The organism is Streptomyces sp. DSM 120436 (genome assembly GCF_055778765.1).
Map to the genome: position 1 here is coordinate 1028628 of NZ_JBSKBS010000001.1, position 15005 is coordinate 1043632.

The 15005-nt window shown below is 71.9% G+C and carries 14 protein-coding genes; 4 read left to right on the plus strand and 10 right to left on the minus strand.

Annotated elements, in window-relative coordinates:
• Nucleotides 1-55 precede the first annotated feature (55 nt).
• The 5 genes from rlmB to ACWH4W_RS04645 form a co-directional block, all read right to left on the minus strand.
• Complete coding sequence (gene rlmB / locus ACWH4W_RS04625) at nt 56-994, minus strand: 23S rRNA (guanosine(2251)-2'-O)-methyltransferase RlmB (RefSeq protein WP_473074559.1); 939 nt, start codon at nt 992-994, stop codon at nt 56-58.
• 182 nt (nt 995-1176) lie between these two features.
• Entirely contained in the window at nt 1177-2577 is a 1401-nt protein-coding gene (cysS, locus tag ACWH4W_RS04630) for a cysteine--tRNA ligase (protein ID WP_473074560.1), read from the minus strand.
• Between the two features lie 122 nt (nt 2578-2699).
• Nucleotides 2700-3194: a 2-C-methyl-D-erythritol 2,4-cyclodiphosphate synthase gene (ispF, locus tag ACWH4W_RS04635; RefSeq protein ID WP_473074561.1), complete on the minus strand. Its 495-nt coding sequence runs from the start codon at nt 3192-3194 to the stop codon at nt 2700-2702.
• Nucleotides 3184-3978 carry a 2-C-methyl-D-erythritol 4-phosphate cytidylyltransferase gene (gene ispD / locus ACWH4W_RS04640; RefSeq protein ID WP_473074562.1) on the minus strand — a complete coding sequence of 265 codons (795 nt, stop codon included), beginning with the start codon at nt 3976-3978 and terminating at the stop codon, nt 3184-3186. Before ispD ends, ispF begins: the two co-directional genes overlap by 11 nt.
• 386 nt (nt 3979-4364) lie before the next feature.
• Nucleotides 4365-4847 (minus strand): CarD family transcriptional regulator, encoded by a 483-nt coding sequence (locus ACWH4W_RS04645; protein WP_003953493.1) that lies wholly within the window; start codon nt 4845-4847, stop codon nt 4365-4367.
• A 690-nt stretch (nt 4848-5537) separates the two neighbouring features.
• Between ACWH4W_RS04645 and ACWH4W_RS04650 the strand changes: the two genes are divergently transcribed.
• Nucleotides 5538-6227, plus strand: coding sequence for a copper chaperone PCu(A)C domain-containing protein (locus ACWH4W_RS04650; protein WP_473074563.1), 690 nt, complete (start codon nt 5538-5540; stop codon nt 6225-6227).
• A gap of 77 nt (nt 6228-6304) precedes the next feature.
• Here ACWH4W_RS04650 and phoP read toward each other — a convergent pair whose 3' ends face one another.
• Both phoP and phoR read right to left on the minus strand, forming a co-directional pair.
• Nucleotides 6305-6976, minus strand: coding sequence for a two-component system response regulator PhoP (gene phoP, locus ACWH4W_RS04655; RefSeq protein ID WP_466090894.1), 672 nt, complete (start codon nt 6974-6976; stop codon nt 6305-6307).
• Nucleotides 6977-6981: 5 nt separating this feature from the next.
• Entirely contained in the window at nt 6982-8271 is a 1290-nt protein-coding gene (gene phoR / locus ACWH4W_RS04660) for a two-component system sensor histidine kinase PhoR (RefSeq protein ID WP_473074564.1), read from the minus strand.
• A gap of 248 nt (nt 8272-8519) precedes the next feature.
• Between phoR and phoU the strand changes: the two genes are divergently transcribed.
• Together phoU and ACWH4W_RS04670 are read left to right on the plus strand one after the other, a co-directional pair.
• Nucleotides 8520-9221 carry a phosphate signaling complex protein PhoU gene (gene phoU, locus ACWH4W_RS04665; RefSeq protein ID WP_473074565.1) on the plus strand — a complete coding sequence of 234 codons (702 nt, stop codon included), beginning with the start codon at nt 8520-8522 and terminating at the stop codon, nt 9219-9221.
• 164 nt (nt 9222-9385) lie between these two features.
• The gene (locus ACWH4W_RS04670) at nt 9386-9541 is read left to right on the plus strand and encodes a hypothetical protein (protein WP_198602524.1); all 156 of its coding nucleotides are present in this window, start codon (nt 9386-9388) and stop codon (nt 9539-9541) included.
• Between the two features lie 90 nt (nt 9542-9631).
• Here ACWH4W_RS04670 and ACWH4W_RS04675 read toward each other — a convergent pair whose 3' ends face one another.
• Nucleotides 9632-11017 (minus strand): MDR family MFS transporter, encoded by a 1386-nt coding sequence (locus ACWH4W_RS04675; protein WP_473074566.1) that lies wholly within the window; start codon nt 11015-11017, stop codon nt 9632-9634.
• A gap of 198 nt (nt 11018-11215) precedes the next feature.
• Here ACWH4W_RS04675 and ACWH4W_RS04680 point away from each other — a divergent pair, with 198 nt between their 5' ends.
• Nucleotides 11216-11977: a phosphoglyceromutase gene (locus ACWH4W_RS04680; protein WP_290001631.1), complete on the plus strand. Its 762-nt coding sequence runs from the start codon at nt 11216-11218 to the stop codon at nt 11975-11977.
• 79 nt (nt 11978-12056) lie between these two features.
• Here the strand turns inward: ACWH4W_RS04680 and ACWH4W_RS04685 are convergent, their stop codons facing one another.
• Together ACWH4W_RS04685 and ACWH4W_RS04690 are read right to left on the minus strand one after the other, a co-directional pair.
• Nucleotides 12057-12578, minus strand: coding sequence for a DUF6336 family protein (locus ACWH4W_RS04685; protein ID WP_473074567.1), 522 nt, complete (start codon nt 12576-12578; stop codon nt 12057-12059).
• Between the two features lie 420 nt (nt 12579-12998).
• A complete protein-coding gene (locus ACWH4W_RS04690; protein WP_473074568.1) occupies nt 12999-14849 on the minus strand; it encodes an Ig-like domain repeat protein in 1851 nt (616 codons plus the stop codon).
• Nucleotides 14850-15005 lie beyond the last annotated feature (156 nt).

The following is a 15005-nucleotide window of genomic DNA, read 5'->3' on the forward strand; positions in this document are numbered from 1 at the left end:
AGCCGGTCCGGACCGCCCGGAATCCGCCATGTGGGTGACGAACTCGCACATCCGTTCAGATACGGCGGCGGGCCGCCTCGTACAGCACGATGCCCGCCGCCACACCGGCGTTGAGCGACTCGGCGCCGCCCGGCATCGGGATCCGCACCCGCACGTCACAGGTCTCGCCGACCAGCCGGGACAGCCCCTTGCCCTCGCTGCCGACGACGATGACGACCGGCCCGCCCAACGCCTCGAGGTCACCCAGCTCGGCCTCCCCGTCGGCGGCCAGACCGACGACGACGACACCCGCCTTCTTGTACGCCTCCAGCGCCCGCGTCAGGTTGGTGGCGCGGGCGACCGGCGTCCGCGCGGCCGTGCCCGCGGACGTCTTCCAGGCGCCGGCGGTCATCCCGGCCGCCCGCCGCTCGGGCACGACCACGCCGTGGCCGCCGAAGGCGGAGACGGAGCGGACGACCGCACCGAGGTTGCGCGGGTCGGTGACCCCGTCGAGGGCGACGATCAGCGGGTCCTGCCCCTCGTCGTGCGCGGCGGCGACCAGGTCCTCCGGGTGCGCGTACTCGTACGGTGGGACCTGGAGGACCAGGCCCTGGTGGTTGAGGCCGTTGGTCATGCGGTCCAGCTCGGGGCGGGGCGCCTCCATGAGGTTGATGCCGCCGCGCTCGGCCGCGAGCTGCAGCGCCTCACGCACCCGCTCGTCGTTGTCGATGAACTGCTGGACGTACAGCGTGGAGGCGGGGACGCCCTCGCGCAGCGCCTCGACCACCGGGTTGCGGCCGACGACCAGCTCGGAGGCGGAGCGTCCGCCGCGTCGCTGCGTGGTGCGGCCCTGGGCGCGGCGCGCCTTCGCCTGGGCGGCACGCTGCTTGGCGTGCCCCTTGCGCATCTCGGCGGGCGGGGTCGGGCCCTTGCCTTCCAGGCCCCGGCGCCGCTGGCCGCCGCTGCCGACCTGCGCGCCCTTCTTGCCGGACATGCGGCGGTTGTTCGCGGCCATGAGGTATCCGTCTCCGTGAAGTCGTGGGGGTGCGCCCACGTCGGTGGGTGCGCCCGTGTCCGTAGGTGTGCCTGTGTTCGTAGGTGTGCCTGTGCAGTGTGCCGCCCGGCGGCCCGGACGGCACACTCGATCTTGCGCGCGGCCGGAGCCGGGAGGCCCCGGGCCGGGTCCGCGACCGGTCCTCAGCGGGGACCGAGGCTCCAGCGCGGGCCCTGCGGGCCGTCCTCGATGACCAGCCCGGACTGGTTGAGCTGGTCGCGGATGGCGTCCGCGGTGGGCCAGTCCTTGCGGGCCCGGGCGGCCTCGCGCTGATCGAGGACCATGCGGACCAGGGTGTCGACGACGCCGTGCAGGTCGTCCCCGCGGTCGCCGTCGCCTGCCCAGTGCGGGTCCAGCGGGTCGAGGCCGAGCACGCCGAGCATGGCGCGGACCTCGGCGAGGCGGGCGACCGCCTCCTCCTTGTCGTCGGCGGCCAGCGCGCTGTTGCCCTGCCGGACGGCGGTGTGCACGACGGCGAGCGCCTGCGGAACGCCCAGGTCGTCGTCCATCGCCTCGGCGAACGCGGGCGGCACCTCGGCGGCGGGCTCGACGACATCGCCGGCCTTCTCCATCACGCGCTGCACGAAGCCCTCGATCCGCGCGAACGCGGACTCGGCCTCGCGCAGCGCCTCCTCGCTGTACTCGATCATCGACCGGTAGTGCGGGGTGCCCAGGTAGTAGCGGAGCACGATGGGCCGCCAGCGCTTGACCATCTCGCTGACCAGCACCGAGTTGCCGAGCGACTTCGACATCTTCTCGCCGCTCATGGTGACCCAGGCGTTGTGCACCCAGTACCGGGCGAACTCGTCGCCGAAGGCCTTGGCCTGCGCGATCTCGTTCTCGTGGTGCGGGAAGACCAGGTCGAGGCCGCCGCCGTGGATGTCGAAGGCGGTGCCGAGGTACTTGTGCGCCATCGCCGAGCACTCCAGGTGCCAGCCCGGGCGCCCGCGGCCCCACGGCGTCTCCCAGCTCGGCTCGCCCGGCTTGGCCGCCTTCCACATCGCGAAGTCGCGCGGGTCCCGCTTGCCGGTCTCGCCCTCGCCGGACGGCTGGAGCAGGTTGTCCAGCTCCTGGTTGGACAGCCGCAGGTACTCCGGGAACGAGGTGACGGCGAAGTACACGTTGCCGTCGGCCTCGTAGGCGTGCCCGCGCTCGATCAGGCCGCGCATCATCTCGACCATCTCGGTGATGTGGCCGGTGGCGCGCGGCTCGTAGGTCGGCGGCAGGCAGCCCAGCGCGCGGTAGCCGTCGCTGAAGGCGCGCTCGTTGTCGTAGCCGATGGCCCACCAGGGGCGGCCCTGCTCGGCGGACTTGGCGATGATCTTGTCGTCGATGTCCGTGACGTTCCGTACGAACGTCACGTCGAGGCCGCGGTACTCGAACCAGCGGCGCATGACGTCGAAGTTCAGCCCGGAGCGGATGTGCCCGATGTGCGGTGCCGCCTGCACGGTGGCACCGCACAGGTAGATCGAGACACAGCCCGGCCGGAGCGGGGTGAAGTCACGGATCTGCCGGGCGCTGGTGTCGTACAGGCGAATAGTCACGGGTCCCAGGGTAGTGGGCGCGAGGGCGTGCGGTGTGCCCCCGGCGGTTTCGACGGCACATGTCACGTGCGGACCGGCGGGGGCTCGGCGCGCGGTTCCCCGCGCCCCTCAGGGGCGGACGCTCACCCCTCCCGTACGACCAGCGCCGTCGCCACCGCCATCAGGCCCTCGTCCCGGCCCGGGAAGCCCAGGCCGTCGGTCGTGGCGCCGGAGACGGAGACCGGGGCGCCCGCCGCCTCGGAGAGGATCCTCTGGGCCTCCTCCCGGCGCTTGCCGATCTTCGGGCGGGGGCCGACGACCTGGACGGCGATGTTGCCGATGCGGAAGCCCGCCTCCCGGACGATGCGCGCGGCCTCGGTGAGCAGGGTGACGCCGGAGGCGCCGGACCACTCCGGGCGGCCGGTCCCGAAGTGCCGGCCGAGGTCGCCGAGGCCGGCGGCGGAGAACAGGGCGTTGCAGGCGGCGTGCGCGACGACGTCCGCGTCGGAGTGCCCGGCGAGCCCGGGCCCCTCCCCCTCCCACTTGAGGCCGGCGCACCACAGGTCGCGGCCGTCCTCGAAGGCGTGGACGTCGGTGCCGATGCCGACCTGCGGCAGCGGGTACGCCTCAGAAGCCATCGTTGAGCCTCCTGCGCGCCAGGACCGCCTCGGCGAGGACCAGGTCGAGGGGGCGGGTGACCTTGAAGGCCTCCTCGTGCCCGGGGACGGTGACCACGGTCAGGCCGAGCCGCTCGACCATGCTCGCGTCGTCGGTGACGTCGTCGGTCACGGTCTCGTGGGCGCGGACCAGGGTGGCCCGGTCGAAGCCCTGCGGGGTCTGCACCGCCCGCAGCACGGACCGGTCGGGAGTGGCGACCACGGCCTCCGGCTCGCCGGCGGCGGCCGGCTCGACCTGCTTGACGGTGTCGGCGAGCGGCAGCGCCGGCACCACGGCGGGGGCGCCGTCGCGGACGGCCTCGACGACCGCGTCGACGGTGTCCACCGGGACCAGCGGGCGGGCCGCGTCGTGCACCAGGACGATGTCGTAGCCCGGGGGCAGCGCCTCCAGGCCGAGCCTCACGGATTCCTGGCGGCTGTCGCCGCCGGGGACGACGAGGACGTCGGTCCTCCCCCAGCCGCCGCCGGGGGGACCCCCGGGCAGCGCGTGGGTGTCGAGCAGTGACCTGACCTCGCCGGCGCCGTCGGGCGGCGCCACGACGACGACCAGGGAGACGGCGCGGGAATCGGCCATGGCGCGCACCGCGTGGACGAGCATGGGCGTGCCGCCGAGCGCGCGGAGCGCCTTGGGGGCGCCGGGGCCGAGCCGCACACCCCGGCCCGCGGCCGGGATGACGGCCGCCGTCCGGACCGTCGGACGGCCGGGAGCAGGGGTCGGCGGGGGCGGGAGCGGATCGTCAGACATCGGTTCCTGTCAGGTTTGTGGGCTCGGCCCACGTGGGTATGGCCTGGGCGTGCCTCCGCTCCTGGAGCGGGGGAAGTGCCGGGCGTTCCGCCTCGACCAGCCCCTTCCGTGACTCTGGTCGAGCCGACCGCCCGGGCCCGGCGCGCCAGGGGCGGGGACGTGAGTGAGGGCACATTCTGTGTCTTGGCGTATCGGCGTATCTGTGTGTCGGCGTTTCGGCGCACGTGCAGCCTACGCAGGGTGTCCGGGTACGAACATGCCGCAGCGCCCGGCGACGTCCTGGACGTCATCGGGCACCGCGGCATTTCGATGCGCTGAGCGCTCTGAGCGCTGCTCCGACGGCCGGCGTGGCGGCACGCGACGGGCGGAGCCACGACTCGGGGAACTCAGGAGGCGAGAACCTCGTCGAGCAGGGCCTCGGCCTTGTCCTCGTTGGTGTTCTCAGCGAGGGCCAGCTCGCTGACCAGGATCTGACGCGCCTTCGCGAGCATGCGCTTCTCACCGGCGGAGAGCCCGCGCTCCCGCTCCCGACGCCACAGGTCACGCACGACTTCCGCGACCTTGATGACATCGCCCGAGGCGAGCTTCTCGAGATTTGCCTTGTACCGACGGGACCAGTTCGTGGGCTCCTCGGCGTACGGTGCGCGCAGCACCTCGAAGACCCGGTCCAGCCCGTCCTGACCGACCACATCACGCACGCCGACGAACTCCGCATTGTCCGCTGGCACACGTACCGTCAGGTCACCCTGGGCGACCTTCAGCACCAAGTAGGTCTTGTCCACGCCTTTGATCTGGCGAGTTTCGATTGCCTCGATCAGCGCGGCCCCATGATGGGGATAGACCACGGTGTCGCCAACCTTGAACGTCATGTGACAGGTACCCCTTCCGTGGCTATCCAGGGTAACACGGATACGACGGCTCCTGAATGGCGTTTTCGCAGGTCAGGGCCATTCTCGGGGCTTGACAACAGCAACAGGAACGTGCTTCGGACGCCCGGCGGAAGCAGGTATTCGCAGGTCGGAGCGGTTCTCCGGGGCGAGCGAAACGCGCACGTCACACCCTTCCGGAGTCCCCCACGAGTGATCGAACAGCCCCATATGTCCGGTTCCAGAAGTGCGACTTCCGCTACTCCGTTCGGTGAGTCGAACCGCTTCCGGCCGAATCCGGAATTGATCACACGGTGTGAGGATCACCGACCGGTGATCAATTACCGGGATCCCCCTCATTCCTTCACCGAAATGCGCGCCCGCGTGAATGAAGGGGCGGCGCGGACGGAAGTGGCGGATGTTTACCGGCGGGTCACGTGCGGTTCCCGTGACCGGTGGGGTGTGCGGTCCGCGCGAGGGGCCGGTCGTCCGGGAGGACCGGCGGGCCGGTCACCGGGTGATCGGGTGACTTCCCCGGCGCGGGCACGCCTCGCGGGCCCGGCCCGGGTAGGCGTGGGGAGGGCCGGGTGCAGCCGTCCGCGGGCGGCTCGGTAATCTGGGGCCGCTGACAGACACTTAGGGCGGCTTCACCCGGTCGCCACCGCACGCTCGAGTCAAGGAGTTGCCGCCGCCGTGAGCAGCAGCCTTCGACGCGGCGCCCTCGCCGCCGCCGCCATCGCTTTCTCGATCACCACGCTCTCCGCGTGCGGGGCCGGCAACAACGCCCAGTCCCTGCAGATCCAGCCGGACAACGCGTCGACGACGGTCGGCGACATCCAGGTGGAGAACGCCGTCGTCATCACCCAGCCCGACCTGGAGTCGACCGGCCCCGCCTCCATCGCCGCCACCCTCTTCAACTCGGGCGACAAGGACCAGACCCTGGAGTCGGTCACCGTCTCCGGCACCGGCAAGACCGCCGAGCTCAGCCCCGCCGAGGGCGGCGACCTCGTCGTCCCGGCCGGCGGCAGCCTGATCCTCGGCGGCGAGGGCAACGCCTCCGCCATCCTGCCCAGCAGCCGCGAGGCCGTCCGGGACGGCAACGCCCAGAAGATCACCTTCACCCTCAGCGAGACCGGCGAGGTGAGCCTGCGGGCCCGCGTCCACCCGGCCGAGAACTTCTTCGAGAGCTGGGGCCCGAGCGGGGCCCCGGACGCGGGCGCCTCCCCGTCGCCGTCGGCGGACGCCTCCGGCGCGCCGGCCGACGAGGCCACGGGCGAGGGCGCGTCGGGCGAGGAGACCTCCGGCAGCGCGTCCGAGTCGAGCGCCCCCTCGGGCACCCCGTCCGACGCGGCCTCCGCGAGCCTGGACCCGGCCGACCACTGACCGGCCGTACGCGCACCGCACGTCGAAGGGCGGGACCCCCACCGGGGTCCCGCCCTTCACGTCGACGAGGCCGCGGCCTACGGCTCGAACTTGTAGCCGAGCCCGCGCACGGTCACGAGGTAGCGGGGCGCCCCCGGGTCCGGCTCGATCTTGGCGCGCAGGCGCTTGACGTGGACGTCGAGGGTCTTGGTGTCGCCCACGTAGTCCGCGCCCCACACCCGGTCGATGAGCTGCATCCGGGTCAGCACCCGGCCGGCGTTGCGCAGCAGCATCTCCAGCAGGTCGAACTCCTTCAGCGGCAGGTCGATCTTGGTGCCGCCGACGGTCACCACGTGCCGGTCGACGTCCATCCGCACCGGGCCGGCCTCCAGGGCCGCCGGGGCGGTCTCCTCGGGCTCGCCGCGCCGGCGCAGCACCGCGCGGATGCGGGCCACCAGCTCACGCGAGGAGAACGGCTTGGTGACGTAGTCGTCGGCGCCTATCTCCAGGCCGACCACCTTGTCGATCTCGCTGTCCTTGGCGGTCACCATGATCACGGGGACGTTGGAGCGGCCGCGCAGCTGACGGCACACCTCGGTGCCCGGCAGCCCGGGCAGCATCAGGTCGAGGAGGACGAGGTCGGCGCCGTTGCGCTCGAACTCGTCGAGTCCGTCGGGCCCGGTGGTCGCCACGGCGACCTCGAAGCCCTCCTTGCGGAGCATGTACGACAGGGCGTCGGAGAAGGACTCCTCGTCCTCGACGACGAGCACTCGGGTCACGGAAGGACCTCCGGGGAGGGAAGCGTTTCGTACGCGGATGGATCGGACGCGTGGGGGGAGGGGTGGGACGTCCCTCCGGCCTCGTTGTCGAGGCCCTCGGAGTCGTCCCGCTCGGACGGCCGGCGGCCGCCGCGGGCCGCTCGGGCCTCGGGCAGCCGCAGGGTGAAGGTGGAGCCCTGGCCCTCGGCGCTCCACACCGTGACTTCCCCGCCGTGCGAGGCGGCCACGTGCTTCACGATCGCGAGGCCCAGCCCCGTGCCGCCGGTGGCACGGGAGCGGGCGGGGTCGACGCGGTAGAAGCGCTCGAAGATGCGCTCCTTGTCCTTGTCGGAGATGCCGATGCCCTGGTCGGTCACGGCGATCTCGATCAGGTCCCCGCCGGGCTGCGCGACCGAACGGACCGCGATGCCCACGCGGGTGCGGGCGGGTGAGTAGTTGACCGCGTTCTCGACGAGGTTGCCGAGTGCGGCGGCGAGCTGTCCCCGGTTGCCCCAGACCCGCAGGTCGACGGCGCCCGCGGCGGCCATGGTGATCTCCTTGGTGCCCGCCGCGTGCCGGCAGCGGTCGACGGCCTCGGCGACCAGTTCCTCGACCGGGACCGGCTCGGCGTCCTCCAGCGGGTCGTCGTTCTGCACCCGGGACAGGTCGATCAGCTCCTGCACCAGGCTGGTCAGCCGGGTCGCCTCGATCTGCATGCGCCCGGCGAACCGCTGCACGGCCTCGGGGTCGTCGGAGGCGTCCATCACGGCCTCGGACAACAGGGACAGCGCGCCGACGGGGGTCTTCAGCTCATGGCTGACGTTGGCGACGAAGTCGCGCCGTACGGCCTCGATACGGCGGGCCTCGGTGAGGTCCTCCACCAGCAGCAGCACCAGCCGGGAGCCGAGCGGCGCCACCCGCGCGGACACCGCGAGGGCTTCGCCCCGTCCGGTCCCCCGGCGCGGCAGGTCCAGTTCCACCTGCCGTATCTCGCCGTCCCGCCGGGTGTCGCGGGCCATCTTCAGCATCGGCTCCACGGCGAGCTTGCCGCCGCGGACCAGGCCGAGGGCGTACGCGGCCGAGCTGGCCTTCACCACGCCGTCGTTCTCGTCGAGGACCACGGCGGACGAGCGCAGCACGGACAGCACCGTGTCGACGCCGGGCGGGAGCACCGGATCGGTGTGCAGCGAGGTGCGCGTGGGGCGCCGCTGCTCGCGTTCACTGACGCGGAACGCCAGCATGGCGATGACGCCGGTGAGCAGTCCGGCGATCGCTGCCACTGCGGCGACCGCCGCGTTCACGTCCATGCGTCCAGGTTAGGCATGGGGTGAGCGCTGCCCACAGCGGTCGACGGGCGACCTCGGACACTCGTCGCCCAGAGTTCACCTACAGGCCAAGGCCGGTTCACGCGAGGTGACGGAACCGGACGCGTGGCGGGCGGAACGTGGGAACGTGGGCGGGACCCGGACGCCGGACGCCGGAACCCGGAGAGCCCGAAGAGCCCGGAGAGCCCGGACCGGGACAGCCCGGACAGAGACGCACGAGAGGAATTCCGATGCGGGACGCGTACCACGAGGAACTGGATTCGATCGGCGACGGTCTGGTGGAGATGGCCCGGCTGGTCGGATCGGCGATCGGACGCGCCACGACCGCCATCCTCGACGCCGATCTGAAGCTCGCGGAGAGCGTGATCGAGGCCGACCAGAAGGTCGACGAGCTGCAGCACGACCTGGAGGCGCGGGCCATCGCCCTGCTGGCCCGGCAGCAGCCGGTGGCGACCGACCTGCGGATCGTCGTCACCTCGCTGCGGATGTCCGCGGACCTGGAACGGTCCGGCGACCTCGCCCAGCACGTGGCGAAGCTGGCCCGGCTGCGGTACCCGGAGCGCGGGGTGCCGCGGGACCTGCACGCCACCATCCTGGAGATGGGCCAGCTCGCCCAGCGCCTGATGGCGAAGGCGGCCGAGGTGATCATCACCAAGGACGTCGACCTGGCGCTCCAGCTCGAGCAGGACGACGACGCGATGGACCTGCTGCACCGCACCCTCTTCCGGCACCTGATGGACGACCGCTGGAAGCACGGCATCGAGACGGCGGTCGACGTCACCCTGCTGGGCCGCTACTACGAGCGGTTCGCTGACCACGCGGTGTCGGTCGCCAAGCGGGTGGTGTACCTGGTCACCGGCGAGCACGCGGACGAGATCCAGGCGGAGCTGCAGCCGGGGACCGCACCGGCGCAGGGGGCGGAGGGGAGCTGAGGTCCGTGTGATCCGTGCGGTCCTCGCGGTCTCTGCGGGCGTGCACGCGGTGGACGGGGGCGCGGGTGAGCTTCAGCCGCTCCCGATGCGCCGTTGATGCGCCCGGCCGGCCGGGCGTGCAATGGGGAGCAGGTGTGCGCAGGCCCCAGCCCGAGGAGGGACCCATGGCCGAATCCCCCGGCACGACGCCCGACCCCACGCAGGAGCGCGAGACCGAGCAGCCCGCCGAGGTCAGGCGCCTCACCCTGATCGCCGCCTGCGGCTGCGGTTCGGGCTGCGGCTGCGGGTGCCAGTCGGGCAGTCCGTGCCAGTGCGGCTGACGTGACGGACGTACGGAGGCCCCGGTGCCGGTGACGGCGGCCGGGGCCTCCGGCGTGAGGGGGGCCGGGAGGGGGCCAGGGGGCGGGCGGTCAGGAGGCGCTGCTCTCGGGGACGGCACGGGTGGTGGTGTCTTTGAGCCGTGGCATCGGCTCGGTGGGCTGCTTCAGCAGTCCGGTGGGTTGCTTCGCTTGCTCGGGGGACTGCTTCACCGGCTCGGCGGGCGGCTTCGCTGATCCGGTGGGCTGCTTCACCGGCTCGGTGCCGGTCTCCTCCGGCAGCCGCCGCATCAGCAGCCCGTACCCGAGACCGGCCACCGTGCCGACGACGGCACACGTCCCCCACAGCCAGGCGGCGCCCCACCGGTCGATGACGAAGCCGGACATCAGCGGGGCGACGAGGGCGGCGACCGCCCAGGACGAGGTGTACATGCCCTGGTAGCGTCCGCGCCCGTGCACCGGGGAGAGACGTACGACGAGGCCGGTCTGGGTGGGCGCGTTGACGATCTCGGCGAGCGTCCACACGCAGACGGTGAGGGCGAAGACCCCGACCGACCCGGCGAAGGCGGTGAGCCCGAAGCCGTACCCGGCCAGCAGCGAGGAGACCACGAGCAGCCGGCGCGGGTCGCGGTGCTCGATCAGCCGCGTGACGGGCAGCTGGAGGACGACGATCAGGACGCCGTTGACGGCGATGGCCATGCCGAAGTCCGCGGGCGTGAAGCCGGCCTCGCCCATGGCGACCGGGAGTCCCAGGTAGCCCTGCTGGAAGACGAGGGCGATGAGGAAGGACAGCCCGACGACGCTCATGAACCGCCCGTCGCGCAGCACGGTGCCGAGGGAGACGGCCTCCTCCGCCTCCTTCCCCGGACCGGCGGCCTGCTGCTCCGGGCGGGACTCGGGCAGCTTGACGAAGACGAGCACGGCGCAGACGAGCGTCATCCCGGCCTCGATCAGGAAGCCGGCGAGGTAGCTGACCTCGGCGATGAACCCGGCGCCCACGGAGGAGATCGCGAAGCCGAGGTTGATGGCCCAGTAGTTGAGCGAGAAGGCCCGGATACGGTCCTCCGGCCGCACGATGTCCGCCATCATCGCCTGCACGGCGGGCCGGGAGGCGCTGGACGCCATGCCGACGAGGAAGGCGACGGCCGCGATGGCGACGGGGTGGTGGACGAAGCCGAGCAGGGCGACGGACAGCGCGGTCGCGGTCTGGGCGACGAGGAGGGTGGGCCGCCGCCCGAGCCGGTCGGTCATGACGCCGGCGCCGAGGGAGGAGATCACCCCGCCGAGCCCGTGGAGCGCGACGACGAGACCGGCGTAGGAGGCGGAGTAGCCGCGGTCGAGGGTGAGGTAGAGCGCCATGAAGGTGGCGACGAAGGCGCCGAGCCGGTTGACCAGCGTGCTGGCCCACAGCCACCAGAAGGCGCGGGGAAGCCCCGAGACGGACTCGCGCAGGGCACGTCTGACTCCGGTGACTGACATGAGTGGCCCCCCAAGGCGCCCGGGCCCGGCCCGGGGTGACGTGTGCGTGGCTGACGCCGACGTGTAAGTGTCTGTTGCAGCGAGCACACATTACGAAGGCGGGGCCCCCGGCGGCCACTCGATTAACAGATCCCGTCAACCGTCCGCCAGGCGGGCAGGGCGCGCGGTCCGCGCGGGGCGTCGATTACGCTCGGGCACATGGCCGACGCACCGTACAAGCTGATCCTCCTCCGCCACGGCGAGAGCGAGTGGAACGAGAAGAACCTGTTCACCGGCTGGGTGGACGTCAACCTCACCCCGAAGGGCGAGAAGGAGGCGACGCGCGGCGGCGAGCTGCTCAAGGAAGCCGGCCTGCTGCCCGACGTGCTCCACACCTCCCTCCAGAAGCGCGCGATCCGCACGGCCCAGCTCGCGCTGGAGTCCGCCGACCGCCTGTGGATCCCGGTCAGCCGCAGCTGGCGCCTGAACGAGCGTCACTACGGCGCCCTCCAGGGCAAGGACAAGGCGCAGACGCTCGCGGAGTTCGGCGAGGAGCAGTTCATGCTGTGGCGCCGCTCCTACGACACCCCGCCGCCGCCGCTCGACCGTGACGCCGAGTACTCCCAGTTCTCCGACCCGCGCTACGCGACCCTCCCGCCGGAGCTGCGTCCGCAGACGGAGTGCCTCAAGGACGTCGTCGTCCGGATGCTGCCGTACTGGTTCGACTCGATCGTCCCGGACCTCCTCACCGGCCGCACGGTCCTGATCGCCGCCCACGGCAACAGCCTCCGAGCCCTGGTCAAGCACCTGGACGGCATCTCGGACGCCGACATCGCGGGCCTCAACATCCCGACGGGCATCCCCCTGTACTACGAGCTCGACGCCGACTTCAAGCCGGTCACCCCGGGCGGCAAGTACCTCGACCCGGAGGCCGCGGCGGCGGCGATCGAGGCTGTGAAGAACCAGGGCAAGAAGAAGTAGACGCCCACGCACAAGCCCCCTGCCTGCGGTCATCCGCGAGCAGGGGGCTTGTTGCCGCCTTCGGGGCGCCTGTGGGCCGTCACGGTACGGGTCCGGTGCCCGGTTGCCGCTGTGCGAGTACTGCGACGGCCCTGGCGGTGACGAAGTGGGGCAGTCTCCTACGCGCCTCCTGGGCGCGTTCTGCTGGTGAGGGCAGGTTCTGGCTGTGCAACCAGCTGCCGTGAGGCGCAGCGTCCACGAGTTGGTACAGCCCGGAAGCGGCAGCCCCTACGACGAAGAGACACAGCCCGGAGCGCAGGAACACCGGACCCACGACGGTGACTGAGTCGGCCTGCCCCGTGAGGGTGCGCCAGTCCCGCACACGTCGGATGTCCCCCGCACTGAGCCACCAGAAACCGGCACCGAACACGAGGAAGATCGCACCGAGGAAGCCCAGAACGCTGACGCCGGCCAGGAAGTCCCGTCGGTCGCTGTGGCCACTGATGCTCAAAGTCGCCACCACGAGCGGCACCACGCCCCACAGGCCGAAGGCGACCCCTCGCCGCGCGACGACGCCCGGCCGCAGTCGCGGCAGCATCACGCCGTCCTGGTCCAAAGCCATGACCAGCACCCTGGTCCGCCCGGACCGAGCAGCCGCAACGTCCCTCGGGCCGCCCTTGGAGGATCGCGTTGGTCACCGGTTCCGAGAGCATCAGCCCAGACTCGCCGAACTCGGTTACGAGCCGGCGCACTTCCGGGAAGAGGTCCGTTCACGCATGCCGTTGAAGGACGGGGATGACACTGGACGCCGCCTCGTACGTCCTGGAGTACGACTACGTCCTGGAGTACGACTTCGACGCGAGCCCGGCGAGCACCCGGGCCGGCGGCTGAGTCACCTCCGCGGTCCTGCCGCCGTCAGGGACGAGGGCGGGATGCGTCACTTCGACCGGGCGGGGTGACTCGCGGTCCTCACGTGACGACGCCTCCCACCCCCCGCGTGCGGCACGGAGGGGGAGGCGTCGTCATCGCCTCGCGGCGCGGGTCACTTCGTGAACGTGAAGTACTTCCAGGCGCCGTGGGTCGTCGAGTTGACGGAGTCGCCCGAGGAGCCGTTGACGTACGACGAGCGGATGCGGGCGCGGATGCCCGGCTCGCCCGGGGCCTCCAGGCGTACGACCGACTTGCCCTTGCTGTTCAGGGCGAAGTACTCGGCGGCCGTGTCGCGCCAGGCGCCCGCGTACCGGACCTGGAGCTGGACGCGCTGCGCGCGGCCCTTGTAGTAGCTCATGGTCGTGGTGAACACGGGGTCGGTGTTCTTGCGGAAGTAGTGGTACCTGGTGGAGCCGATCTTGCCCGTCTTGTAGTGCCTGGAGACGGCGGTGGAGACGCTCACCCTGGCGTACCCCGTGGACTTCACGGTCTTCGAGGCGTAGCGGGCGTCGCCGGCGAAGACCGCGCTGACGGTGGTGTCACGGCCCAGGGTGACGGTCGCCGACAGGTTGCCCTTGGAGTTGACCCGGCCGGTCCTCAGCAGCTTCCTCGGCTTGTCGGCGCCGAAGGGGTCCGCGTAGATCGAGACGGTGCGGTTCTTGTAGGTCGTGCCGAGGTGCGCCGTGAAGGTGACCTTCTTGCCGTACGCGTAGACCTTGCCGTTGTTGTTCAGGGTCAGCGAGGTCGCCTTGCGCGAGACCGCCACGGCGTCCGAGCCGGAGGCGGGGGCGTGCGTGGCGTCGCCCGCCCAGGTGACCTTGTAGGTGACCTTGCCGCCGGCCGGCGGGGTGTCCGCGAAGGAGAAGCTGCCGTCCGCCTTCGTCCTGACGGACGCCAGCGCCCTGCCCTTCGGCGACTCGACGTCCGTGCGCGTCACCTTCAGGGCGGTCCCGGCCGGCGGGAGCGTCCTCGAGGTCAGTTTGCCGGTGACGGTGAGCCTCTTGGCCCGCTCCGCCTTCGCCGGGGCCGACACCTTGAGGGCGGGCAGCTCCTTGGTGGGGCTGGTCAGGGCACGCAGGGTGTGGGTGCCGTAGTCGTTCACGGAGACGGCGAAGACCCGGCTGGAGTCCGGCGCCCACGCCAGCGCCCCGTCCACGAGGGTGTCGGCGCCGCTGGTGTTGCCCGTGTTGGGGAAGTCGTACTCCCGCACCGGCACCGGGTCACCGGGGCGGTGGATGTGGACGTCGGGGTCGTACCAGGAGAAGCTGCCGCCCGCGATGCTGCCGTCGGGCGCGATGCGCACGGCGTTCGGGTAGGCGTCGATGGGATAGCCCGGCTGCTCGGTGAGGTCGGCGGTCGAGTAGGCACCGAGGCTGTAACCGTCGCCCTGGCCCCACGAGGTGAGGACCTGCTTGCCGTCCGGCGTCAGGTCCAGCTGCTTCACGCCGCTGCCCATGTAGCCCTTGGCGCGCAGAACGGCCCCGTCGGCCGAGACGTCGTAGACGGCGAAGCGGCTGTCGCTGGCGGCCACCAGGGTGCCCGGGACGGCGGGGTCGGACGCCAGGATGCTGTCGGCGCCGTAGAAGCCGGCGTCGCCCCGCTGGCCGAGGTGCACGACGGGCTCGGGACCGGAGAGGTCCAGCGAGCCGAAGTCGGTGCCGTGGGCGAACCAGACGCGGCCGTCCACCACCTCCAGGTCGCCGGGGGCCGCGCCCACCAGGTGACTCGCCGTCTGCGTGTACGTGCTGGTGTCGACCGAGACGATCCGGTCGCCCTTCGTCACGGCGGCGTACACCTGGCCGCCGTCGTCGGACACGGCCAGGCCGGACACTCCGGACAGGCCCGTGAGCGTCGCCCTCACGGTGCCGTGGTAGTCGGTGACGACGATCTTTCCGCCGGTCGGGTCGGAGACGTAGACCCGCTGGTGGGTCCCGTCGACGACGATGTCGCCGACCGAGCTCACCGGAAGGACCTTCGCGGAATCGGCCGCCGCCGGTGTTGCCGCGCCCCCCACCAGAGCCGCGGAACTGAGGACGACCGCGAGTGCCGTCGCGGTCGCGGTGCTGCGCCTGCGCACAGTGATGTGCCCCCAAGGAAGAAGTCCGGTACTCGCCGGACG